The sequence below is a fragment of the Microbacterium sp. CFBP9034 genome (genome assembly GCF_034045255.1).
Classification (GTDB): Bacteria; Actinomycetota; Actinomycetes; order Actinomycetales; family Microbacteriaceae; genus Microbacterium.
Genome location: NZ_JAXCWC010000001.1, coordinates 1038323 through 1061493, shown reverse-complemented (window position 1 = coordinate 1061493; position 23171 = coordinate 1038323). Strand labels below are relative to the sequence as shown.

General features: G+C 69.9%; 26 protein-coding genes. 6 read left to right on the top strand and 20 right to left on the bottom strand.

The window, feature by feature from the left end; all coding sequences use genetic code 11:
- Nucleotides 1-34 precede the first annotated feature (34 nt).
- The 8 genes from SOM19_RS04715 to ppk2 form a co-directional block, all read right to left on the bottom strand.
- Nucleotides 35-808: a glycosyltransferase family 2 protein gene (locus SOM19_RS04715; RefSeq protein ID WP_320485397.1), complete on the bottom strand. Its 774-nt coding sequence runs from the start codon at nt 806-808 to the stop codon at nt 35-37.
- On the bottom strand, nt 805-2187 hold the full coding sequence (locus SOM19_RS04710) for a bifunctional PIG-L family deacetylase/class I SAM-dependent methyltransferase (protein WP_320485396.1): 1383 nt from the start codon (nt 2185-2187) through the stop codon (nt 805-807). Before SOM19_RS04710 ends, SOM19_RS04715 begins: the two co-directional genes overlap by 4 nt.
- Entirely contained in the window at nt 2184-3266 is a 1083-nt protein-coding gene (locus SOM19_RS04705) for an acyl-CoA dehydrogenase family protein (protein WP_320485395.1), read from the bottom strand. Before SOM19_RS04705 ends, SOM19_RS04710 begins: the two co-directional genes overlap by 4 nt.
- A gap of 102 nt (nt 3267-3368) precedes the next feature.
- The gene (locus SOM19_RS04700; RefSeq protein ID WP_320485394.1) at nt 3369-4181 is read right to left on the bottom strand and encodes an ADP-dependent NAD(P)H-hydrate dehydratase; all 813 of its coding nucleotides are present in this window, start codon (nt 4179-4181) and stop codon (nt 3369-3371) included.
- 16 nt (nt 4182-4197) lie between these two features.
- Complete coding sequence (locus tag SOM19_RS04695; protein ID WP_320485393.1) at nt 4198-4923, bottom strand: histidine phosphatase family protein; 726 nt, start codon at nt 4921-4923, stop codon at nt 4198-4200.
- A 104-nt stretch (nt 4924-5027) separates the two neighbouring features.
- Entirely contained in the window at nt 5028-5345 is a 318-nt protein-coding gene (locus tag SOM19_RS04690; RefSeq protein WP_320485392.1) for a DUF7882 family protein, read from the bottom strand.
- Between the two features lie 302 nt (nt 5346-5647).
- Complete coding sequence (locus tag SOM19_RS04685) at nt 5648-5896, bottom strand: hypothetical protein (protein WP_320485391.1); 249 nt, start codon at nt 5894-5896, stop codon at nt 5648-5650.
- Between the two features lie 93 nt (nt 5897-5989).
- On the bottom strand, nt 5990-6826 hold the full coding sequence (gene ppk2, locus SOM19_RS04680) for a polyphosphate kinase 2 (RefSeq protein WP_320485390.1): 837 nt from the start codon (nt 6824-6826) through the stop codon (nt 5990-5992).
- A gap of 115 nt (nt 6827-6941) precedes the next feature.
- Here ppk2 and SOM19_RS04675 point away from each other — a divergent pair, with 115 nt between their 5' ends.
- The 3 genes from SOM19_RS04675 to SOM19_RS04665 all read left to right on the top strand — a co-directional run bounded on the left by SOM19_RS04675 (nt 6942) and on the right by SOM19_RS04665 (nt 10059).
- Entirely contained in the window at nt 6942-7601 is a 660-nt protein-coding gene (locus tag SOM19_RS04675; RefSeq protein ID WP_320485389.1) for a phosphatase PAP2 family protein, read from the top strand.
- A gap of 13 nt (nt 7602-7614) precedes the next feature.
- On the top strand, nt 7615-8124 hold the full coding sequence (locus SOM19_RS04670) for a nucleoside deaminase (RefSeq protein WP_320485388.1): 510 nt from the start codon (nt 7615-7617) through the stop codon (nt 8122-8124).
- A 228-nt stretch (nt 8125-8352) separates the two neighbouring features.
- Nucleotides 8353-10059, top strand: coding sequence for a substrate-binding domain-containing protein (locus SOM19_RS04665; protein WP_320485387.1), 1707 nt, complete (start codon nt 8353-8355; stop codon nt 10057-10059).
- Nucleotides 10060-10089: 30 nt separating this feature from the next.
- On the opposite strand, the gene SOM19_RS04660 is transcribed toward SOM19_RS04665, so the two are convergent.
- Nucleotides 10090-10317: an RNA-binding S4 domain-containing protein gene (locus SOM19_RS04660; protein ID WP_320485386.1), complete on the bottom strand. Its 228-nt coding sequence runs from the start codon at nt 10315-10317 to the stop codon at nt 10090-10092.
- A gap of 133 nt (nt 10318-10450) precedes the next feature.
- Between SOM19_RS04660 and SOM19_RS04655 the strand changes: the two genes are divergently transcribed.
- Nucleotides 10451-11203 (top strand): GNAT family N-acetyltransferase, encoded by a 753-nt coding sequence (locus SOM19_RS04655; RefSeq protein WP_320485385.1) that lies wholly within the window; start codon nt 10451-10453, stop codon nt 11201-11203.
- A gap of 49 nt (nt 11204-11252) precedes the next feature.
- Here SOM19_RS04655 and SOM19_RS04650 read toward each other — a convergent pair whose 3' ends face one another.
- The 6 genes from SOM19_RS04650 to SOM19_RS04625 all read right to left on the bottom strand — a co-directional run bounded on the left by SOM19_RS04650 (nt 11253) and on the right by SOM19_RS04625 (nt 16716).
- Complete coding sequence (locus SOM19_RS04650) at nt 11253-11714, bottom strand: hypothetical protein (protein ID WP_320485384.1); 462 nt, start codon at nt 11712-11714, stop codon at nt 11253-11255.
- Nucleotides 11715-11798: 84 nt separating this feature from the next.
- Nucleotides 11799-12815, bottom strand: coding sequence for an alpha/beta hydrolase (locus SOM19_RS04645; RefSeq protein WP_320485383.1), 1017 nt, complete (start codon nt 12813-12815; stop codon nt 11799-11801).
- Between the two features lie 56 nt (nt 12816-12871).
- Nucleotides 12872-14245, bottom strand: coding sequence for an FAD-dependent oxidoreductase (locus tag SOM19_RS04640; protein ID WP_320485382.1), 1374 nt, complete (start codon nt 14243-14245; stop codon nt 12872-12874).
- 52 nt (nt 14246-14297) lie between these two features.
- On the bottom strand, nt 14298-15353 hold the full coding sequence (locus SOM19_RS04635; protein ID WP_320485381.1) for a polyprenyl synthetase family protein: 1056 nt from the start codon (nt 15351-15353) through the stop codon (nt 14298-14300).
- A gap of 46 nt (nt 15354-15399) precedes the next feature.
- Nucleotides 15400-16140 (bottom strand): bifunctional demethylmenaquinone methyltransferase/2-methoxy-6-polyprenyl-1,4-benzoquinol methylase UbiE, encoded by a 741-nt coding sequence (gene ubiE / locus SOM19_RS04630; protein ID WP_320485380.1) that lies wholly within the window; start codon nt 16138-16140, stop codon nt 15400-15402.
- Between the two features lie 27 nt (nt 16141-16167).
- The gene (locus tag SOM19_RS04625; protein ID WP_320485379.1) at nt 16168-16716 is read right to left on the bottom strand and encodes a DUF402 domain-containing protein; all 549 of its coding nucleotides are present in this window, start codon (nt 16714-16716) and stop codon (nt 16168-16170) included.
- Between the two features lie 42 nt (nt 16717-16758).
- Here SOM19_RS04625 and SOM19_RS04620 point away from each other — a divergent pair, with 42 nt between their 5' ends.
- Nucleotides 16759-18063 carry an isochorismate synthase gene (locus SOM19_RS04620; RefSeq protein WP_320485378.1) on the top strand — a complete coding sequence of 435 codons (1305 nt, stop codon included), beginning with the start codon at nt 16759-16761 and terminating at the stop codon, nt 18061-18063.
- A 14-nt stretch (nt 18064-18077) separates the two neighbouring features.
- Here the strand turns inward: SOM19_RS04620 and SOM19_RS04615 are convergent, their stop codons facing one another.
- The 4 genes from SOM19_RS04615 to SOM19_RS04600 all read right to left on the bottom strand — a co-directional run bounded on the left by SOM19_RS04615 (nt 18078) and on the right by SOM19_RS04600 (nt 21241).
- On the bottom strand, nt 18078-18893 hold the full coding sequence (locus tag SOM19_RS04615) for an ABC transporter permease (RefSeq protein ID WP_320485377.1): 816 nt from the start codon (nt 18891-18893) through the stop codon (nt 18078-18080).
- Nucleotides 18890-19909, bottom strand: coding sequence for an ABC transporter ATP-binding protein (locus tag SOM19_RS04610; RefSeq protein WP_320485376.1), 1020 nt, complete (start codon nt 19907-19909; stop codon nt 18890-18892). The genes SOM19_RS04615 and SOM19_RS04610 overlap by 4 nt, the downstream gene beginning before the upstream one ends.
- An 82-nt stretch (nt 19910-19991) precedes the next feature.
- On the bottom strand, nt 19992-20879 hold the full coding sequence (locus SOM19_RS04605) for a permease prefix domain 1-containing protein (RefSeq protein ID WP_320485375.1): 888 nt from the start codon (nt 20877-20879) through the stop codon (nt 19992-19994).
- Nucleotides 20876-21241 (bottom strand): PadR family transcriptional regulator, encoded by a 366-nt coding sequence (locus SOM19_RS04600; RefSeq protein ID WP_320485374.1) that lies wholly within the window; start codon nt 21239-21241, stop codon nt 20876-20878. Before SOM19_RS04600 ends, SOM19_RS04605 begins: the two co-directional genes overlap by 4 nt.
- 78 nt (nt 21242-21319) lie before the next feature.
- On the opposite strand from SOM19_RS04600, the gene SOM19_RS04595 reads away from it, so the two are divergent.
- The gene (locus tag SOM19_RS04595) at nt 21320-22078 is read left to right on the top strand and encodes a class I SAM-dependent methyltransferase (protein ID WP_320485373.1); all 759 of its coding nucleotides are present in this window, start codon (nt 21320-21322) and stop codon (nt 22076-22078) included.
- A 127-nt stretch (nt 22079-22205) separates the two neighbouring features.
- Here SOM19_RS04595 and SOM19_RS04590 read toward each other — a convergent pair whose 3' ends face one another.
- Nucleotides 22206-23069 (bottom strand): polyphosphate kinase 2 family protein, encoded by an 864-nt coding sequence (locus SOM19_RS04590; protein WP_320485372.1) that lies wholly within the window; start codon nt 23067-23069, stop codon nt 22206-22208.
- Between the last annotated feature and the right edge of the window lie 102 nt (nt 23070-23171).

Sequence of the window (23171 nt, the reverse complement as noted above, 5' to 3'; positions counted from 1 at the left end):
CGCTACAACAGGGAAACGTCGCCCACTGAACCCATCACTCGGCCGACCGCACACCGGTCGACGGTCGAGCAGTCCTTCCTTCCCACCCCGACTCTCTCGACGGATCCTCGACCAGCTCGACAGCCTGACGGCGAAGGAAATCCGCGTAGCCGCCGGGAGCACGCCCGACGAATCGTCCGGAGGTGATGACCTCGGCCTCGTCGCTCCCGACCGCGACCGAACCCAGCGCGCGGCACCGGGTGACCAGGTCGACGTCCTCGTGCTCCCCGATGGACGCGAAGCCCCCGGCGTCGATGTAGGACTGAGCTCGCAGTCCGAGATTGGCGCCGTGGATGTTGCGGTTCGTCCTTCCTCGCGCGTGCGTCCGCACCCAGTGCTCGCGCTGGATCGACGACAGGTCGTCGAAGTCAGGACGCACGGTGCCGAGCCAGATGTCCGCCGCGCGCGAGAGGGCGTGCTGGTGCGTGAGCCAGTCGGCGGGCACGCGCGAGTCCGCGTCGGTGTTGGCGATCCACACGCGATCGGCAGGCAGATCGTCGACCGCCCGCAGTGCCGCCGCGATGCCGAGCCGCCGGGCTGCGCCGACCCGGGCGGCGTCGCAGTGCAGTACCTCGAAGTCCGATGCTGCGGCGACCTCCGCAGAGGAGTCGGTGCACGCATCCAGCACGATGCGGACCTCGCAGCGCAACTGCGCCTCGCGCGCGGCATCCACCGCCGACGCGAGGGCGACGAGGCTGGCCCCGAGCAGCTCTGCCTCATTGCGAACGGGCACGACCACGACCATCGCCTCGACCGCACGGCGCTTCATACGAGACCCTCGCGTTCGGCGACCGACAACGCGGTGAGCGGAGCGAAGACCTCGAGGACGAAGTCCTGCTCACGGTGAGTGACCAGCGTCTGCCACTCGATCAGCTCGTTGAGGGCGTCATGCACGTCGTCGCCGGTGAGGGGATACTCGGCGACCGGATGGCGCCAGTGACACGCGACGACGCACCCGCGCTCACTGAGTGAACCGGCGATGAGATGGACGAGGCGGCGAAGGTCCGACCCGGTGAGGTAGTAGCCGACCTCCGACAGCACGATCGTGTCGAACTCTCCGGCCGGCCACAGGTCGGGCACGGCCGCGTGCAGCACGGTGACCCGCGGGTCGTCGCCCAGCCGCCTCCGTGCTTGGGCCACCGCGGCTTCAGCGGCATCGATCGCCACGACACGCTCTGCGCGCAGGGCGAGTTCGGCCGTCAGGATGCCGGTGGCACAGCCCAGCTCGAGCACGGCGCCGAGTCCTCGCTCCGGCAGGGTCGCGAAAAGGATCGCGCGCTTGCGCTCTTCGTACCACCTCGTCTCGAATCCCCACGGGTCATCGGCGTTGCGGTCGTAGAACGCGTCGAACCACGCGGCGTCGAGCCCGTTCGAGCCGGCCGGCTCCTCGCTCTCACGGAGGAACACCTCGATGTCGCGTTCGAAGTGAGACCGCATCCCGGCGTGGAGGAGGACTTCGTCGCCCCGCCGCGGTGAGAGGGCTTCCACCTGCGTCACATGGAGTGCGATGGCCCGCCGCTTCAGCTCCGCCTCGTCGTCGCTGAGGCGGAGCGCCATCACCCGAGACCAGGGCAGATCGGCCGAACCACCCCAGTGCCACACCCATACGGGGTATCCCACGTGGATGAGTCCGCGAGGAGCGCAGACGGAAGCGCACACCTCCGCAACGATCCGGTGGTCGCGGTGGCCGTCACCCGACCAGGGAGCGGCAACCAGCACGCGGTGAGCGCCGGCAGCGGGCGCCTCATCGACGACGGCGACCAGGTGCGCCCGCAGTTCGGCGGCGTGCTCCGCCAACTCACCGTCGGGAAGGCCGAGGAACCGGATGTCGGCTCGGGGCGCGACCAGCGACACCGCATGTTCGGTCTCCCGCCGCCGCAGCGACGCCAATTGCTCCGGCGAGTGGGTGGGCGACGACGGGTGAGACCCCTCGCCGTCGCTGGCAAGGACGACCACGACCGGTGTGCCGCGTCCGGTCGCCCGCGCCATCAGCCCGGCGGCTCCGAGCGTCTCATCATCGGGGTGGGCGGCAACGACGATGAGAAGATCGACGTCGGCGTCCATCGGGGCGATCGAGTGCTCGCCGAGCGCCTCCTGCCAGTACGTCTCGTCCGTGCCGGGATCGAGGTGGCTGAACCGGACGCTCACGGCGTGCCGTCCGACAGCACGAGCCGGCCGAGTCGCGCCGCATCGCGCAGACCATGGTGCTGCCGCAGATACAGGTGCAGGTCCGCCACTCGCCGGGCGTGCCGCTCGTCTGCCACGAGCGGCCGCGGTCCGAGGGCGGCATCGGCCTGAGCGAGGACTTCCGTCGCCACGTCGACGACGGTGCTTCGCACGCGTTCGGCGAGAAGTCGCATGTCCACGGTGCCGCGTCGGTCCACGAGGTCGGCGGCTTCGCGCAGCACGGCCCGCGCTGCCCAGAGCGCGGCATCCGCTCTCCCGAGGTGCACGAGAGCAACCTCGTCCGCACGCTCGGACGCGGCGGCCTCGGCGAGTGCGTCGCGCAGTCCCAGAGCGCCGCCCCACCAACAGGCGGCGACCGACATCGCACCCCATGCGAACCCGGGCCGACGGAGGTACCAGCCGACATCCCCGACCGGAACGGCGGCAGCACCGGCGAATTCGACCGGAGCGCTCACGATGGTCGGCAGCCCGCGCGCGACCCAGGGGCCGTCGTGAGCCGACACGCCCTGCCCGGCGAGGGCGACGGCGAACAGACGCCGTTCGTCTCCGACGAACGCCGTGACGAGCGCATGCGTGAGGTGTGCGGCGAGCGAGCACCACGGCTTCGTGCCGTCCAGGAGCCAACCGGATGCCCCCTCCCGCGCCTGGACGCGCATGCCTGGGCCTTCGGCGGCGAAGACTCCCCACGACGACCGGGAGTCCACGCCCAGCGACCGCAGGTCCCAGGGGTCGCGGCCGACGCTGACATCCGTACCGGCCTGCGCCAGGATGCCGAGCGCGTCCAGGTGCGGCTCGAGCACGCGCGCCGCGGCGACACTCTGATGAGCCGTGGCCGCGAGGAGTTCCCACAGGACCGCCGTGGCCCCTTCGCCGACCCGGGGCGCTGTCCGGCCGGTATCGACGCACCACGCGAGGACCGACGGGAGGTCGTCCCCGGGGTCGCCGAGCGGAGCCGATGGCGGTTCTACCCGTGTCGACGGCGACTCGCCGGCCGCATCGGGTGCGAGGGACGGACGGCCGGTGATTGGTGATGCGGGCAAGCGGAGACCTCCTGCCAAGACGCTAGACGGGCGAGGGGAGGGAGAGGCAGGGCTTGACACCGCGGGCACCCCCGTCCGACCGGCGCGTACCGGCAGCGCTGGTCACGAGTCGATGACTTCGGCGACCGCCGCGGTGAGCTCGGGCAGGAGGTCACGGGCCAGGAATCCCAGGCCTGCTCGCCGGGTGAGGCGATCTCCGGCGCGTGCGTGCACCCAGCTGCCCCAGACCGCGGCTCGCTCAGCAGGCATGCCCTGCGCACAGAATCCCGCGATCGCTCCGGCGAGCACGTCGCCGCTCCCCGCTGTCGCCAGCCCGGCGCCTCCGGCATCCACTCGGAATGAATCCCCGTTCGCGCTGACGATCGTCCCGTAGCAGTTAACGGTGGCGTCGAATCGTCGGGCGATCTCTGCGGCGTCCGAACGCAGATCGTCGCCGACGGGGCGCCCGAGGAGGATGCCCGCTTCCTCCTGGTTGGGATTGAGCACGAGCTGCGATGGCAGCGATCGCCGGTCGACGTCGGGAAGCACTCCCAGGGCGAACGCGTCCAGCACGAGTGGTGTCGCGGGGTCCATCGCCTCGACCACAGCGACCAGCGCACGGCGCGTCGCCTCGGCGTCGTCGAATCCGGGACCGATCAGCACGCAGTCGGCGTCCGAGATCTCGTCCGTCGTCGAGTGATCGAGCGACCCCTCGTCGCCGAGGGCGAAGGTGCCCGCCTCGGGAAGACGCAGTCCCAGGGGAACCTGGATCGACGCAGGGGCGATCAGGCCCAGCCGACCCGCACGGACCCGCAACGCGGCTTCACCGGCGAGCACCAGCGCACCGGGCGCTTGTCGTGATCCCCCCGCGACCATCACACGCCCACGGGTCTTCTTCGAGTCCCCCGGCGCGGGCAGGCCCCAGCGGCGGAGCATCCGCGGCGTCACGGTTCTACTCCGGGCGGACATCAGGACTTCCCGGATGAGCGGTGACCGGTGCGCCTTCGATCTGGAGATGATCGATCCCCGAGAACTCCGTGATGGCCCACGCCCCGTCGACCCGACGAAGGCGGGTGACGGACGCGTTCAGCACGGTGTTCGCTGCGGCGAAATCGAGCAGCTCCGCTTCATCCAGCGGCACCAGTATGTACAGCAGCACCATCACGATCGCGTCGTGCGCGACGATCAGCGCGCTCCCGCCCTCGACGAGGGTCGCATCGCCGAGGAACGACCGAAGCCGAAGGGCGAGGTCGGCCCACGACTCGCCACCGGGCGGTCGGTGGTAGAACTTGCCGAGATGGCGCCGCCGCTCGGCCTCTTCCGGGTGGAAGCGGGCGACACCGCTCCTGGTGAGGAGATCCAGGATGCCGAGCTCCCGGTCACGCAGTCGCTCATCCACACGCGGCACGTCGGCGCGCTCCGCTTCACGCAGGGCGATGGCGAGAGTCTGCCGCGCGCGCAGGTACGGCGACACCCATATCGGCTCCGGCGGGGTGGACTGCGCAGCCAGCCACCTCCCCAGTGCGAGGGCCTGCTCCTCGCCTACCGCTGAGAGAGGGACGTCGGCGTCGCGGATGTCGATCGGCACTCGATCGAGTCCTTCGCGTTCTGCACGGGTCGCCGCCGCGTTTCCGACGCTCTCACCATGCCTCACGAGGCAGATTTCGGTCACCGTCATCGACCCAGGCTAGGGACCGCACCCGTCACGAGAAACCCATTGACAGTGCGCCGGGGAGCTGGTCACCGCCGACGTGAGTTCGGCTCCGGCGTGTGCCGATGCGGTCAGCGCGCGTCTGCAGCGTCGAGGTGTTCGGTGACGAGGGTCATGCCACCGGAGGAGTTCGCGGACTGCGCGAGCTCCTCGAGCCAGGTGTGGCTCAAGGCCGGCGGCGCCGGGTCTTCGAACACGAAGCGCAGCGGAATGGCCGGGTGAATCCACAGTGTGGACCGACCTCGCGGCTCGCCTTCGGCGTGCTGCCAGGACAGCGTGAAGCTCTCGCTTCGCCGCAGCTTCGTCGCGACGACCACCTTCAGGTGAGCGAGCACGCGATCCTCGACCGGAATCGGCATCGCCGAGCCGCCGTAGTACATCGTTCCCATGACTCTCCTTCGAGCGGGCAATCCCTGCAGCATCTGTCGTGGGGTGTCGGAGGGCTCCCACGTCGACTCGGGCTCACCTCAGCACTTTGCGCCGTAGCTCGTCCCTTGCTACGGACTCTAACAGAGCGCTAAGCGGTCACCAAGGGGATACAGGTAACGCAGAGGAAGCGCCGCACTGGTCAGTGGCGCGGGCAGCGCAACAGACGGGCGACGCGTTTGCGCGGGGAACCTGACCCGCAAGAACCGCGTGTCCGGCTCCGGGGCAAAGCCGGTCGACGCCGACGAGCGGCGCGCTTCTGAGATCAATCGTCGTCTTGGTTCTGCGGAGCGGACTTTCGCCGCTCGAGAAGCCAGTGGATCTCGTGGGTGTCCGGGTGGCGCCACTCGCGCAACCGGTACTCGAATCCCGGGAGGAGCACGATGGGGATCGGGTCGGGAGATGCCGGCGCGACAGCGCCCACGACGATCTTGGCGTCCAGGGGGATGAACGGCGACTGCGCCGGGATGGGAGCGGTGACGATCTCAACCGGATCTCCATACGGGCGTGCCATATTCCTGACGCTAGCACAGCGGAATCCGGTGAATCGCCACGCGATGGATGGGACTGAGTGCCGTTGCCCTCCGGTCCGAATCAGTCCTGGAAGCTACACCTTTGCGGCGCCGAGCGCGGCGGCGATATCGGGAACGTACTTGAACTGGTCCACCGGTGGCCGCTTGTAGCCGTTCGCGTCCGGCCTGTCAGGAATGGAGACCTTCTCCAACTCCAGATGCTTGTACGGGATGCTGCTGAGCAGGTGGCTGATCACGTTGAGGCGGGCGCTGCGCTTGTCGTCGCTCTCGATGGTCCACCACGGTGACTCCTCGGTATCCGTCGCCTCGAACATGGCATCCTTCGCCCGCGAGTACTCCTCCCAGCGGAGGATCGACTCGAGGTCGGTCGGCGACAGCTTCCACCGACGCATCGGGTCTTCGAGCCGTGACAGGAAGCGGGACTGCTGTTCGTCATCGGAGACCGAGAACCAGTACTTGATGAGGATGATCCCGTCCTCGATGAGGAGGTGCTCCACGGTCGGAACCTGCCGGAGGAATGCCTCGTACTGCTCGTCGGTGCAGTACCCCATGACGCGCTCGACCCCGGCTCGGTTGTACCAGGACCGGTCCATGATGACGATCTCGCCTTTGGTGGGGAGTCGCTCGATGTAGCGCTGGAAGTACCACTGGCCGCGCTCCTTCTTGGACGCTTTGGTCAGCGCGACCACACGCGCGTGACGCGGGTTCAGGTATTGCATCACCCGCTTGATGGCCCCGCCCTTGCCTGCGGCATCGCGACCCTCGAAGATCACCAGGACACGCGCCCCCACGGACGCGACCCACTGCTGCATCTCGACGAGCTCGACCTGCAAGCGCTCGAGCTCAGCCTCGTACGGTCCTTTCGGAATGCGTTTGACGGACGACTTGGTCGCCTTCTTCTTCTTCGACATCGGTTCCCCCATAAGCGAGTTGCAGCATCGAAGCGTATCGAGTCCCCCGTCCGGTGGATAGCGAATTGGCGTGGGAGCCGATCCCTGCTATGACTTCACTGACAGGATTGGCCTCGTGCAACCGCCCCACGAACGTCCCGACCTGCCGCGGCTCATTCCGGTGATCGTCGGCGCCGCGGCCGCCATCGTCGCGATCATCGTTCTCTGGGTGGTCATCTCGGTCCGACGGGACCAGCCGTTCCCCGTCGACGTCTGGTGGCACGACCTGATGGTCGACAACCGGACGGATGCCGGACTCGTCCTCGCCTGGATCCCGGGCCACCTGGGCGGCCCCGTGCTCGCGGCCGCCACCGGCCTGGTCGTCGTCGCAGTACTCCTGATACTGCGGTGGTGGTGGGCGGCCCTCACCGTGGCAACAGCCCTGGTGCTGTGCATCGCCATCGCCGCACCGCTCGCAAGAGTCGTGGCGAGGATCCGGCCGGAGGACTCGCTCGCCGAGGAGGTGCACACCTCCTACCCTTCCGGACATGTCGCGTTCGCCACCGCGCTCGTCACGGTCCTGGCTCTGCTGTTCAGACATTGGATCTGGTGGGCGGTCGGAGCGGTATGGGCGATCTGGATGGCCTGGAGCCGTACGTATCTCGCTGCCCACTGGCTGACTGACGTCATCGGAGGGCTGTTCCTCGGCGTGGCGGTGGGCATCCTCTCCTGGGCGATCGTCGAGACGATCCGCCGACGACGAGCGTCGACGTCCGAGGAGAGCCAGCCGGCGTGAAGGCCGCAGAGAGATGAGCGCCGAGACGCCCTCGATCGATCAGCGTCACCTGCAGCGATGCATCGCCCTCGCGACGGAGGCGCTCGAGAACGGCGACGATCCGTTCGGATCCGTCCTCGTCGCCGCCGACGGAGCAGTGCTGGCCGAGGCGATGAACCGCGAGATATCGGATGCCGATCCCACTGCGCATCCTGAGATGGCGCTGGTGAGGTGGGCCATCGCACACCTCACCCCTGAGCAGCGCGCAACATCCACGGTGTACACGTCGGGCGAGCACTGTCCGATGTGCGCCGGCGCCCATGGATGGGCGGGGCTGGGGCGTATCATCGCTGCCGCCTCAGCTGCACAGCTCGCGGAGTGGCGCGCGTCGTGGGGACTGCCGGCCGGCGCGGTCGCGGCGATGCCCGTCACGGATGTCGCACCCGGCGTGGTGATCCTCGCCCCGGTCCCGCCGTTCGACGCACAGATGCGGGAGGTGCACCGGCGAGCGGCTTCGCGAGCACTGAGTGAGGGCGACGGCTAGGGCCCTGAGTCTCTTGGCGCAGGTGTCAATCGATTCTTGACACCTTCGAGGCGGTCGGGAACGACGAGCTGGTGGCCGCTGCTCTTCCGGTGCTCGTGCGGAATCGCGGCGGCTCGGGCCCCTCGCCTATACTCCACTGAAGTATCCCCCCCACATACGACGCCGTATTACCCCGATACGAAGTCGTATCCCCACGCGGGCCCCCGCCCGCCGTCCATCGGAGTGCATGTGCCCCGAGTGCAACCGGACACGTCTGCCAGCGACGGTGCCCCGACACGCGCCGCCGCGCGCGCCGCTCAGCATCGGAGGCGTTCGCTGATCCTGCTCGGCGTCATCCTCGTTCTTGCCATCGCGCTCGCCACGGTGGTGGGAATCTTCTTCCTCCGCGGCGCCCCGGAGGAAGAAGCGCAGGCACCGACGACGCCGAAAAGCGACTGTCTGGCGACGAGTCTTCGCATCACCGCGGATCCGGCCGTCGCCGGTGCGCTCGAGGCGATCGTCGACGACCTGGTGGAGTCACGCTCCGACTGCCCCGACGTCACGATCCGGGTCGAGGACAGCTCGGTGACGGCCGAAACGCTCGCCTCGGGATCGGCGCCGGACTTCGACGTCTGGGTGCCCGATTCCGCGATGTGGCCGGCGCGCGCGACCGGTCAGGCTGAGCTCACCGGCGTGGATGCCGCGGAGCTGGTCGTCAGCGCCCCCGTGGCCAGCACCCCGGTCGTCTTCGCTGCGACGAAGAAGACGGCGGCTGCTCTAAAGAAGGAAGGCGCCGGCTTCTCGAGCCTCGCGGGACGATCGGTCGCCGCAGTGCTGCCGGATCCGTCGAGGGTCTCCGGGAGCTCCGCCGCGCTGCTCGCTCTTCAGACGGCGGTCGGCGGAGATGCACGGGCGTTCACCGCGATCGCGCTCGGCCTCGACACCGGCGTCGTTCCCACCGCCGCTGAGGCGCTGGCCGCGGTGTCCACCGCGAAGGCGCCCACGATCGCGGTGACCACCGAGCAGGCCGTGCAGGCGTATGGCGCGGATGCGAAGACCCCGCTGGTGACGATCTACCCCGCCGACGTGAGCACTTCGGTGGGCGTCCCTCTCGTGACGCTGGCCGACGCCTCGGTCGACACACTCGAGGCCGTCGCGGCGCTCTCCGACGCTGTCACGGGTGGAAGCGACCGGCTCGCGGAGTTCGGCCTGCGCGACGCCGCGGGGACTGCGCCGGACTCGACCACGGGTGGCGGCGAGGACGCGGGTGCAACATCCGAGCCCATCGACGGCGCCAATCAGGCAGAAGCGCTGCGAACCTGGCAGATGATCACCGCGCCCTCGCGGATGCTCTCCCTCAACGACGTCTCGGGCTCCATGCTCCAGCCGGCGACCACCGACATGCGCCGCATCGACCTGTTCGAGCAGGCCGCCGTCCGCGCCATCAACTCCCTGTCTGCCGACTCGTCGCTCGCGACGTGGGTGTTCTCCAGCCGGCGGATCGGCGGACAGGACTGGCAGGAGATCGTCCCGTTCGGGCCGCTGGGCGATGCGGCGCACAAGCAGCGCACGATCGACACGGCCAATGGGCTCGACAGCCTCGTCGGGGGCGGGACGGGGCTCTACGACAGCGTGCTCGCCGCGGTGCAGTACATGCGCGAGACCTATGTGCCCGGTCAGGTCAACCTGGTCCTGCTCAACACCGACGGGTACAACGAGGATGACGAGGGTCTCGACCTGCCGGGACTGCTGGCAGAGCTCGAGAAGCTGCGGGATCCCGCCAAGCCCGTCGCCGTCATCGCGATCGGCTACGGACCCGACACCGACCAGGCCGCCCTCGAGCAGATCGCCGCCGCCACCGACGGTGCGGCGTACCAAGCGCTGCAGCCGACCGACATCGGCACGGTGCTGGTCGACGCGGTCACTCAGCGAGGCTGCCGTCCGAACTGCGGGTAGCTCGGGGTAGCCTCTCGGTGCGGCGTCACCTCACGGGCAGACGCGGAACCGGCGTCCTTCGAAGCCGACGATGTCACCGAGCTGCAGCTGTCGTCCGCGGCGCCGATCCACCTCGCCGTTCACGAGCACGAAGCCGTCGATGATGGCCTCCTTCACGTCGCCACCGGAGTCGAGGAGCCCGGCGAACTTCATGAACTGGCCGAGGCGGATGATCTCACCGCCGATCGGAACGTCGTCGATCGGTTCCGGTTTCGTCATCCCCGAATGCTAGCCGACCGGCACATCCCCGACCGCAGCGGGTGATCAGCCGTTCGCAGGGTCGTCGCTCGTAGGCTGGATCGTGTCGACGGGTCCGACCGCCGAGCGACAATCCCCGACGAAGTGGACTGGTATGTGGATCGAGTGCTTCGACAAGGACGCGCGATTCGAGGGCGACGAGATGGAGTCGCTCGTCGAGCAGCTCGTCGACCACGTGCGCGCCACACATGATGTGCCGTACCCGGACGACGAGATCCGACTGGCGGGCCGTAATTTCGCGGAAGCCTCGGTGCGTGAGGACGGCCCCGTCGAACGACTTGCTTCGATCGGCAGGGTCGAGGTGCATGCCGTCACCGACGACCGCATCGATGACTGGCTGGGGTTCTTCGACCGCGACGCGTTCCCCGACAACCCCGACTGGGGCTCGTGCTACTGCCTGGACCCGCATGCCGGCGACACTCCGGAGCGACCCTGGCGCGATGTGCGCGCCGAGATGATCGAGCGGCTGCGGTCGGGAGCGACGCTCGGCTACCTCGCCTACGTCGACGGTCGACCAGCGGGCTGGGTCAACGCGTCGCGCCGATCGACCTACGCGAAGTACGACGACGTCGATCGGGAGGGCCCCGCTCCGGACACGGTCGTGGGTGTGTCCTGCTTCATCGTCGCCCCGCCCTACCGGCGCCACGGCGTCTCATCAGCGCTCCTCGATCGCGTCCTCGCCGACGGCTCCGCGCGCGGCGCGCGATTCGTCGAGGGATACCCGCGCCGAGAGGACACCGGCGAGGACTCCGAATCGTTCTGTGGACGCCAGCCGATGTTCGATGCGCGCGGGTTCGCACCCGTCGAGGAGCACGACAACTACACCGTGGTGCGCCGGCAGGTCTGAAGCCGCTCGTGAGAGCGGGAGTGCAGGCCCAGTCCCCGCCGGCCCAGCTTCAGAACCACTCCCCCGAGTCCACCCCATGGCGGTGATGCATCCGGCCCGCGTCGATGGGGGCGGTCTCATGACCGACCAGCTCGTGGACCCACAGCGGCTGCTGGTCCACCGCCACCGAACCGGCTCCGGACGTGAAATAGGCGGCGATCGGGGCGCTCGCCACGAACTCCGCCGCGATGGCCGCGGCGCCGGGGATGCGCACCAGGGCGTAGCGCGCGTGCAGATCGCGCATCAGCAGGGCGAACCCTTCGGGATGATCGGATGCCGTTTCCTCCGGTCCTGACGGCATCTGCGAGCGGAGCTCGCCGATGATCCCTTCACGCTGCGCGGCCGACAACCGAGCAAAGGCGGCGGCGTAGGCCTTGTCGGCGACGCTCGTCGGTACGTTCCCGAGCAGATAGGCGTAGCGCGCGATCTGCTCGTCTTCGCTGATCGCGGAGTGCGCGTGCCGCCGTTTCACGATCCCTCCCGAAACTGTGAGCGTCAGAGTACGCCTGCCGAAGCGCTCCGTCGATGGGGTTTTCGCAAGCCCGTGCCCCGTTGGTCAGCGGCTCTTGACGTCGATCGGATGCCGGGGCACGAGGCATCCGGTCATCCACTCGTCCACCGCCGCGTAAGCGGCTGCCCGCGGCTCCGGGCGGGAGAGGAACACGTCGTGGATCGCGCCGTCGATGCGCGCGATCGTGACGAGGCGTCCGATGCGCGTCGCACTCTTCGCGATGTCGTCGACGACGAGCACCGAGTCGCTCGACGTCATGGTCTCGGCCCAGGTGAGGGGCGGCGTCGAGCGGTCGGAGAGCAGCACGAGCGCCGGGCACCCCACCTGGACTCCGGCGGCCACGCGTCGGTGCCCATCGAGGATCGCGGCGAGCCAGCCGGGCCGTGTCGGGAAGCCGCGCTCGGGCCGCCAGAGCGGCTGGTCGACGGACAGGGGCAGGACGCCGATCTCGGTCTGGGCCCGGGTGTAGAAGCCGAGGTCGACGGTGGGCTGCGTACCCCAGGGATCGAACCGCGCTCGAGCGGTCACCAGCGGCGCGATCGCCTGGCGGCCGACAGCGCCGAACTGGAACTCGAGCCAGGGGCTGTTCAGCATGAGCGCGGTCACCCGCCCCGGATGCCGCGCCGCCCAGAGCGTCAGGGTCAGGCCTCCGGTCGAGTGGCCGAGGAGGACCAGGCGGCGACGGGACGGGGCATCCGCTCCGTGCCCGATGGCGGAGAGGGCCGCCTCGATGTCGACGTCGTAGTCGTCGAGAGAGTCGATGTACCCGGGGACGTTCTCGGGGCGGAGGCTCCGCCCGTACCGGCGGAGGTCGAGGGCGTGGAACCGTGCGCCGCGGTCGGTCCAGAAGCGGGCGAGCTCGGTCTGGAAGAAGAAGTCCGACCAGCCGTGGACGTAGAGGACGTCGACGTCGCGCAGCGGAAGGACCAGCGAAGCGATGGGATGCGGCAGCCGGCGCACGAGCGTCGCGACGAGCGGTCCGTGACGCCCCTCGACGCCGAGGTCGAGCGTCAGCTGCTCGAACGGCGGCCCGAGGACATCGGGTACCCATTGCCCGGCCATGACGCGAGCCTATCCAGCGGTCCCGCGCCGGTCGGCAGGACCGGCCGCCGTCGCTGCTACTCGCCCCGCGAGATCGCGATCATCTCGTCGCGCGGCACGACCTTCACGCGCACCCGCTCTTGCGGGACTCCGAGCGCCAGCTCGTGCTCGTCGAGGCGGTGCCAGCCCTCGAGGTCGGTCCAGCGCACCCCTCGCTCGGCGAGCAGCGCGGGGATGGCCCCCTCCGAGGAGTCGGCCGGCTGCCACCACGAGCCCTGGTCGTTGATGAGGTGGCGCACCGTCTCCATCGCGTCGGACTTGGTGTGGCCGATGAGGCCGACGGGACCGCGCTTGATCCAGCCGGTCGCGTAGACGCCGGAGACCCGCTCGTTCGAGTCGGGGTGCAGCGCCTGACCTTCGTGGTTGGGGATCACGCCGTGCCGCTCATCGAACGGCACCCCGTCCAGTGGCGACCCGAAATAGCCGACCGCGCGGTAGATCGCCTGGATCGGCAGCTCGCGGATCTCGCCGGTGCCGACGACACCGCCCTCGCCGTCGGGCCGCGTGCGCTCCCACCTGAACGTGCTCACCCGGCCGTCGGCGTCCTTTCCGACCTCGAGCGGCTTGGCGTAGAAGTGCAGATGAAGGCGACGGGATGCCGCTCCTCCGCCGTTGTTCACCGAGTCGCGCTTGCGCCACGCCTGCAGCACGCGGTCGATGACCATCACCTGCTTGTTCGAGGCGATGGCGTCCTTCGAGGCCTCGTCGTAGTCGAAGTCCTCGTCGTAGACCACCATGTCGACGTCGCGCAGCTCGCCGAGCTCCCGCAGCTCGAGCGGGGTGAACTTCACCTGCGCAGGACCGCGCCGGCCGAACACGTGCACGTCGGTGACGGCGCTCCCGGCGAGCCCGGCGTGGACGTTGTCGGGGATCTCGGTGGGCAGCAGGTCCTCGGCGTGCTTGGCCAGCATGCGTGCGATGTCGAGGGCCACGTTGCCGTTGCCGATGACAGCAACCGACTCGGCGTCGAGCGGCCACTCGCGCGGGACGTCGGGGTGGCCGTCGAACCAGCTCACGAAGTCGGCCGCGCCGTACGACCCGATGGCGTCGATCCCCGGGATGTCGAGGTCGGAGTCGCGGATGGCTCCGGTGGCGAAGATCACGGCGTTGTAGTGGTGCTTGAGGTCGTCGAGCGTGATGTCCTGACCGAAGCGCACATTGCCGAACAGCCGGATGTCGCCGCGGTCGAGCACCTCGCGGAGCGCCGTGATGATGCCCTTGATGCGCGGGTGGTCGGGCGCGACGCCGTAGCGGACCAGCCCGTACGGCGCGGGCAGCTGCTCGAACAGATCGATGGAGACGTCGAACTTGCGCTCGGCCTTGAGCAGGATGTCGGCCGCGTAGATTCCTGCGGGGCCGGCGCCGACGATCGCCAATCGGAGCTTGGTCATGGTGGTCCTTTCGGGTACTGCTCAGTACGGGATGCCGCCGCCGAAGAGCCGGTCAGCTCGAACGGTCGGCGACCGCCTGTGCGAACCGGGTCAGCGCCTCGCGCACCGGGCCGTCAGGGAGCGGGGCGAGAGCCTCGACCGCTTCGCGGGACCAGGCATGGGCGAGCTCGAGAGTCGCCTCGGTGGCCTCATGCTCGCGGAGCTCGGCGAGCGCGGCGTCGAGGATGGCGGGGTCTGCGCCGTCTGCGATGCGAGCGACGCCGTCGTCGATGCGATCGCGAAGGGCCACGGAGGCGGCGTCGGTGCGCTGGCCGAGCACGAGGTACGGCATCGTCGGCACGCCGGCACGCAGATCGGTGCCGGGCACCTTTCCGGTCTCGTCGGGATCGGCGGAGAGGTCGATGACGTCGTCGAGCAGCTGGAAGGCGACGCCGGCCTTCTCGCCGAAGGTGACCATGGGCGCCTCGAACTCGCTGGGGCCGTTCGAGAAGATGACGCCGGCCTGCGCCGCAGCGGCGATGAGCGAACCGGTCTTGTCGGACAGCACCTTCAGGTAGAACGCGACCCGGTCATCGCCCTCCTGGGGTCCGACGGTCTCATGCATCTGGCCGAGCACGAGACGCTCGAACGTGTCGGCCTGCAGCCGGATCGCCCGGTCGCCGTGCCGCGCCATGATCTGACTGGCTCGGGAGAACAGCAGGTCGCCGGTGAGGATGGCGACGTTGTTGCCCCAGACGGCATGGGCGCTGGGCACGCCTCGGCGCTTGTCCGCGGCATCCATCACGTCATCGTGGTAGAGCGAGCCGAGGTGGGTCATCTCGAGCGCGGTGGCTCCGTCGATGACCTCGTCGGTCGCGCCGTCGCCGAGCTGCGCCGTGAGGAGGGCGAGCATCGGACGCAGCCGCTTGCCGCCGGCCTCGTAGAGATACCGGCTCGTCGCGTCGGCGAGGGTGTCGGCGATGCTCAGCTCGCGCTCGAGCGCGACATCGACCCGCTTGAGTCCCGCTTCGACCGCGGAGAGGAGCTTGCGAGACCTCGGACCCGCGAAGATGCGGTCGGAAAGGCCCAGCTTGCCCGCGATATGCGAGCCCGGCGCTGAGGGAGTCACACGCCCAGCCTACCGGGGGCACGCAGGGGTGATCGCGGCGACCCTGTCAGTCGCGCGCGAGAGGCTTGGTGGCCCGGTGCAGGGCGACGATCCCCATCGAGAGGTTGCGGTGTGCGACATCCCTCCATCCGGCCTCGCGGATCCACGACGAGAGCGTCGCCTGGTCCGGCCAGTCGCGGATGGACTCGTTGAGGTAGTCGTACGCCTCGGCGTTCGAGCTCATCGTCTTGGCCACGACGGGCAGGACGCGGTCGTTGTAGAAGCGGTAGAGCCCGTTGAAGGCCGGCGAGGGCGGGCGCGAGAACTCGCAGATCACCAGGCGGCCGCCGGGCCGCGTGACGCGGAGCAGCTCGGCGATCGCCTTCTTCGGCTCGTTCACGTTGCGCAGCCCGAACGACATCGTCACGGTGTCGAACTCGTCATCGGCGAACGGGAGGTCGGTCGCATCGGCCTGCACGAAGGACAGGTTGCCGATGCCCCCGTGCCGGCGCTCGCCCTCGGCGATCATGCCTGGCGAGAAGTCGGCGGCCACCACGATCGCGCCGCTGCGGGCGAGGGCGACGCTCGAGGCTCCGGTGCCGGCGGCGACGTCGAGGATGCGCTGACCGCGGCGCGGCGCCACCGCCCGGGTCGTCGCGGCGCGCCAGAAGCGGTCATTGCCCATGCTGAGGACGGCGTTCGTGCGGTCATAGCCGGGCGCCACCTGGTCGAACATGCCGCTCACCCGCGACGGATCCTTGTGCAGGTCGGCGCGGTTCGGCTCGTTCTCGGAGGGGTGGGCTGCCACCCGACGAGTCTAAGCCGCGGGGGCGGGTCAGCCGAGGTCGAGCGCCGCGAGACGTGCCAGCCAGGCATCCCCCGTCGCGTCGTCGAAGGGCGCCGCGTGCACCGTGACCCGGCGCTCGAGGTCGGCCGTGAGGCTCTCGAGTCGCTCGACGAGGTCGAGGGGGTAGTCGTAGGCGACCCGATGCTCGTCCCATTCGTCCTGGTCGTCGACGTACACGCCGGTGTCGGTGCGCTCGACGACGTCGAGGTCCATGTCGATGCCGGTGGGCTCGCCGTCCTGCCAGCGGAGGTCCCACGCGATGTCGATGTAGATCTTCGTGTGGTGCGGGGCGGCGTTGCGCGTGTACGCGTAGTCGCCGCTCGGCGGCAGGAGCGTGACATTCGGATGCTGCGGCGCGAACGTGCGTCCGGGGCGCGAGCTGTCCCATCCGGGGAGCTGCCCGAACCAGTCCCCCCATTCGTCGCTGCCGAGGTACACGCACTCGTGCACCCAGTGGGGGCCGCCGTCCCACTTGCGCCAGCGGAACATGAGCCTGGTCCCGGGAGCGGGACGCACGGAGACGGCGGTGTCTGTCACCCCGCGAGTCTAGGCCGGGCGCGGCGAGTCTAGGCTTGAGGTGTGACCGTCCCACCCCGCCCGCCAGCCCTGGTGGTCGAGACCCGGGAGATCGATCCGGTCGACGATCTGCTCCTCTTCACCGACCCGGACTCCCCGCTGGCCTGGCTGCGACGCGGCGACGGCATCGTCGGCCTCGGCCACACGGTCGCCGGCTACGAGACGGGCGGCAGCCCGGAGTTCCCGGTCCCGGACGGATTCGTGATGCCACCCCCCGCGGACGCCTGGCGCAGCCTGTGCGCCGAGGCCGAGATCGATGATCCGGTCGGCCTCCACGGCACCGGGCTCGTGGCCTTCGGCACTCTGGCGTTCGACCGCCGCTCCCGTGCCTCGAGCCGCCTCATCATCCCTCAGGCGATCGTGGGCCGGCGCGACGGGCGGGCATGGATCACCCGCATCCGCTCCGCCGGCGCGGACCTCGTCCCACCCCCGCTCGAGCCCCGGCCGTACGGCCCGTACTGGTCGGCCACGCTCGGCCCCGGCGCCCTCGACCCCGAGGGGTACGAGCGCGCCGTCCGGGCAGGCCTCGAGGCGATCGCCGCGGGCGAGGTGCACAAGGTCGTGCTCGCGCGCGACCTCGTCGGCACCGTCCCCGCCGGCTCCGACCTGCGGCGCCTCGTCCGTGCGCTGTCCACCGACTACCTCGACACCTGGACCTTCGCGGTCGACGGGCTCATCGGGGCGAGCCCGGAGACCCTGGTCACCGTGTCGGGCGGCGAGGTCACCGCGCGGGTCCTGGCCGGGACGTTCCCGCGCGGGGCCGACGCCGACGACGATGCCGCGGCATCCTTCCGCCTCTCGCACAGCGGCAAGGACCTCGACGAGCACCAGTACGCGGTGCAGAGCGTGCTCGACGCCCTCGCGCCGCACGTCAGCTCGGTGCGTGCCGACGACGAGCCCTTCGCCCTCGAGCTGCCGAACCTGTGGCATCTGGCGACCGACGTTGCGGGCGAGATCGCCGATCACGCGTCGGCGCTCGACCTCGTCGACGCCCTCCATCCCACGGCAGCCGTGGCCGGAACGCCGACGGATGCCGCGATCGAGGTCATCCGCCGCCTCGAGCCGTTCGACCGCCGACGCTACGCCGGGCCGGTCGGCTGGGTCGACGCGAACGGCGACGGTGAGTGGGCGATCGCGCTGCGGTGCGCCCAGATCGGCGCGGAGCCGTCGCGGCGCTACGCCGCGTACGGTGACACGATCCCCGTGGTCGCTCACGCGGGTGCCGGGATCGTCGCCGGGAGCGACCCCGACACCGAGCTGCTCGAGACGCGCGTGAAGTTCCGGCCGATCGTCGACGCGCTGGCCTGACCCCGCCGGCCTCGTCAGATCGAGCGCTGGTACGCGCGGATCGACCGGACGGCCCAGACGAACGCGAGCGCCGCGAGCACGGCGAGCCCGGCCGCCTGCCACCATCCCGAGGCCGGGTACGAGCCGCTGAGCCCGCCGCGACCGAGCTCGACCGCCCAGTTCATCGGGTTCCATCGGGCGACGTCCTGCACCCAGGCCGGCAGCAGCTCGGCGGGCATCATCGTCGTCGACAGGAACGTGGCCGGCAGCACGATGAGCTGCGAGAGGCTGATGAGCGCGATCTGGCTGCGCGTGATGAGCGCCACCGCCGTCGACGCGCAGCAGAAGATCGTGGCCAGCAGCGTCGCGACGCCCAGGGCGACCAGCATCCCGCCGACTCCTCCCGGGTAGCGGGCGCCCGCGAGCCAGCCGATGCCGAGGACGACGAACGACTGCGCCAGGTTGATGATCAGCTGCTGCACCAGCTGCCCGGTGATGATCGCCGAGCGTGCCAGCGGCGAGGTCAGGTACTGGTCCATGACGCCCGAGTTGATGTCGTCGATGAAGCCGGTGCCCGCCCACGCGCCGGAGTAGAGCACGGTCATCATCAGGATGCCGGGCACGAGGTAGTCGATGTACCCGGCGCCGCCGAACTGGGGCAGTGCGCCGAGCGACGAGAACACCGCGCCGAACAGCACGATCCAGATGACCGGCTGGATGAGCGACATGACCGGTCCCCACGCCTGGCGCAGGGTCGCGATGAGCCAGCGCCGCAGCACCTGACCCGTCTGGGTGAACCATCCCGCGCGCGCCGGGCGCACGGCAGGGACGAGGGTGAGGGAAACGGTCATGCCGCTGCTCCTTCCGTGGGGGCGAGCGCCGCGGCGTCGCCGAAGGTGTGCCCGACGAAGTGCAGATACACATCGTCGAGGGTGGGGTGGGATGCCGAGACCTGGCCGAAGCGGACGCCCGCAGCATCGAGCGCGGCGATGACGGCTCCGACGGCGGCCGAGGCGTCGTCGGTGCGCGCGGCCAGGACGCCGTCGACTCCGGATGCCTCGACCACGACGTCCCGAAGTCCGGGGACGACGGCAACGGCACGGCGCACCGCCGCGGGATCGGGTTCGATGAGGCTCACCCGCACGGAGTCGCCGTGGAGGGCGGCCTTCAGCGCATCGGGGGTGCCCTGTACGACCGCGCGCCCGCGGTTCACGAGCAGCAGCTCGTCGGCCAGGCGATCCGCCTCCTCCATGTAGTGCGTCGTCAACACGACGGTGAGCGACTCCTCGGCCGACAACCGCCGGATCTCGGCCCACATGGCGGCGCGCGCCTCGGGGTCGAGCCCGGTCGTCGGCTCGTCGAGGAAGAGGACCCGCGGCCGGTGCACCAGGGCGGCGGCCACGTCGAGCCGGCGGCGCATACCTCCCGAGAAGGTGCTGACGGGACGACGGGATGCCTCGGCCAGCCCGAACTCGTCGAGCAGTCGGCGCGCACGAGCGCGAGCGTCCGAAGAGTTCGCGCCGCGGAGGCGGGCGGCGATCTCGAGGTTCTCGCTCGCGGTGAGCAGCGGATCGGTGCTCGAGCCCTGCGACACGTAGCCGATCGCCGCGCGGACGGCGGTCGACTCCCGGGCGACATCGAAGCCGGCCACCCGGGCCGTTCCCCGGGTCGGGCGCGACAGCGTGGTGAGAACCCTTGTGGTGGTGGATTTGCCGGCGCCGTTCGGGCCGAGGAGACCGAACACGCGTCCGGCGGGAACCTCGAAGCTGAGGCCGTCGAGCGCCTGGACGGCGGGTTTGCGACCCCGGCCGGGGTACAGCTTGACCAGGTCTGTCGCGACGATGGCGCTGCCGATGTTTTCGGGCATGGCGAAGCATCCCTTTCTGCGATGGGTGGAGACCCTCTGCGGGTCGGGTCCGGCGACGGGCGCCGGACGAGGGGTCAGGAGATCAGGACTTCGCCGGGGCGAAGAGCATGCGGGCGAGCAGGAGCATCATGGCGGCGAATCCGCCCACGAAGGCGAGGGGCGCCCACCACCAGCCGACGGTGAACACCAGCGCCACGATCACGCCGAACGTCACGAGCCAGATGACGGCGGTGTAGATCCCGAACCGCGCGGCCGTCTCGGGCTCGTCTTCGAAGCGATTGCCCACGTGCGACGCCTCGTGCTGCGCCTGACGCACCCACGCCTTGTGGCGGTTGGTCTGCGAGGCGAACAGGAAGGCGAAGAGGATGATCGCGGCGATCACGCCCAGCGCCGCGAAGACGATGCCCCACAGGGGCATCGCGCCCAGCACCACGATTACGCCGAAGCCCAGACCGAAGGTGCCGAGCAGCGTCGCGAGGAAGTAGCCGCCCGCGCGGTTCGCCGGCATCGGATGGTTGGTCGTCGTCTCCTGTGAGAGGGAGTCGCCCACGAGCAGGGCGAGGCCGTTCGAGGCGAAGCCGACGAGGCCGATGATCGCCCCGAGGGGCAGCGGCAGCGCGCCGGTGGCACCGAGCACCGCGACGGTCATGCCGACCACGAACACGAGCGACCACACGACCGCCCGCACGACGAATCCGGCCTTCGGCCGCACCCGGTGACGCAGCTGCATCGCGGCATACGAGTCTCTGGCGGGCGCGGCATCCGTCTGCTCCCCGAGCAGCTCGCTCACGTCACCGAGTTCGGCGATCGCCTGGCGTGCGGCATCCGAGGACGGCCGACCCGAAGTCTCGAGCTCCTCGACGCGGGCGACCAGGTTGGCCCGGACCTCTTCCTTCAGGTCCTGCGCCTCCGGGGTCATCTCGACGCCCGCGAAGGCCTCGTCGAGGAGGCGGTGGATGTCGGTGTTCATTGCTGTTCCTTCATGTCGGTGCTGTTCAGATCGAGGAGGGAGTCGATCACGCGCTTCGTGGCGACCCACGCCGCGACGTTGCCCTGGTAGACCGCATGACCGGCGTCGGTGATGCGGTAGTACTTGCGGCGGCCGCCCTGCGTCTCGTCTCCCCAGTACGACTCGACGAGTCCGTCCTTCTCCAGGCGTCGGTACGTGGCGTAGAGCGTCGCCTCTTTGATCTCGTGGTCGCCTCCGGTCGCTTCGCGGATGGCCTTGTAGATCTCGAAGCCGTACCGGTCGCCGCGACGGAGCACGCCGAGCACGATCGTGTCGGTGTGACCGCGCAGCAGGTCGGCTGCGAAGGCGTCGTCCTTTGTCATGTCGAGTACTGTATCACATCAAGTACTTGATCGAACCGTCATCTATACCGCTTCGATCACCGCCTCTAGACTGCGCGCATGTCGTTCGACGTCGCCGCGGAGGCGTACGACCGATTCATGGGTCGTTACTCCGCTCCCCTGGCCGCCGAGTTCGTGCGCTCCGCGCGACTCCCCTCGTCGGGTCGCGCCCTCGACGTGGGCTGTGGCCCGGGCGCCCTCACCGCCGAGCTGACCGCTCGCTTCGGGCCGGATCAGGTCGCGGGCGTCGATCCGTCCGAGAGCTTCGTCGCGGCAGCGCACGGCCGGTTCCCGTGGGCCGACATCCGCCACGGCAACGCGGAGCAGCTGCCGTTCGACGACGACACCTTCGACGCGACGCTCGCCGAGCTCGTGGTGCATTTCATGACGGATGCCCCGGCCGGCGCCCGCGAGATGGTGCGGGTCACCCGTCCGGGCGGCGTGGTGGCGGCCTGCGTGTGGGACTTCGCTGGCGGCCGCGCGCCGCAGAGCACGTTCTTCACAGCGCTCGCGTCGGTCCTGCCCGGCCTCGACGACGAGTCCGATCGGCTCGGTGCGACGCGTGGCGACCTCGATGCGCTGCTGCGGGGCGCAGGCTGCACCGCGGTCGAGGAGACCGAGCTCACGGCATCCGTCGACTATGCGACCTTCGACGACTGGTGGGAGCCGTACACGCTCGGGGTCTCACCCGCCGGGAAGCAGCTCGCCGCGCTGTCGGACGCCGACCGCGAGCTCGTGCGGGCGCGCTGTCGCGAACTCCTTCCGGCCGGTCCGTTCACCGTGACGGCGACGGCCTGGAGCGCCCGCGCGGTGGTCTGACCGGGCCTACTCCGGGTTCGGGGCGGGTTTCGGGGTTCGGGGCGCAGAACACCGCGCCCCAGTCGACGAGACGCGCCCCAACCCCGCTGGCCGGGGAGCTGACCCGTCGTCCCGGCAGTCGCGACGCCTAGGTCGCGGCGAGGCGCTTCTTCTCCGCCTCGACGTCGAAGGTCGCAGCGGGCCACTGCGGGTCGATCTGCTCGAGCGCCTCGAGGAGCAGGTTCTGCACCGCGATCCGCGCGTACCACTTGCGGTTCGCCGGCACGACGTGCCACGGCGCGTGCTCGGTCGAGGTGCGCTCGAACACCTGCTGGTAGGCGTCCATGTACTTCGGCCAGAGCTTGCGCTCGTCGACGTCGCCGGGGTTGTACTTCCAGTGCTTGTCCGGCCGGTCGAGCCGCTTCTGGAGCCGCTCCTTCTGCTCGTCGGAGGAGATGTGCAGCATGACCTTCACGACGCGGGTTCCGGCATCCGTCAGCTGCTTCTCGAACGTGTTGATAGCCCCGTAGCGGCGCTCGATCTCGTCGGGCGGAGCGAGTTCGCGCACCCGGCCGATCAACACGTCCTCGTAGTGCGAGCGATCGAAGACCCCGATGAAGCCCGGCTCGGGCACCCGCTGCTCGACCCGCCACAGGAAGTCGTGCTCCAGCTCCTCGGGGGTCGGAGCCTTGAAGGCCGTGATCGAGACGCCCTGCGGATCGACCGAGCCCACCACGTGCCGGACGATCCCGCCCTTCCCGGCGGAGTCCATGGCCTGCAGCACGAGGAGGACCGAGGCGTGCGTGGCGTCCACGCGGCTGCGGGCGAAGAGGCGGTCCTGATACTCGTCGAGCTGCGTCGCCCCGGACGCGAGGTCCTCGGCGGCCTCGACCTTGCCCTTCTCGTATCCGGGGGTGGACTGCGGGTCGACGTCGGCCAGCACGAAGCCCTCCCGCACCCGCAGCAGCTCGGCGACATCGCCCGTCCAGTGCTTCTGACTCTTCGCGATCATGTGCCCATCATGCCGACCCCGGGCCCCAGAGTGCACTGTTTGCACGACGGCGCACTCGTTCCCCGGGGAAGAGGTGCGCGCTCGTGCGAGGTATGCGCCCTC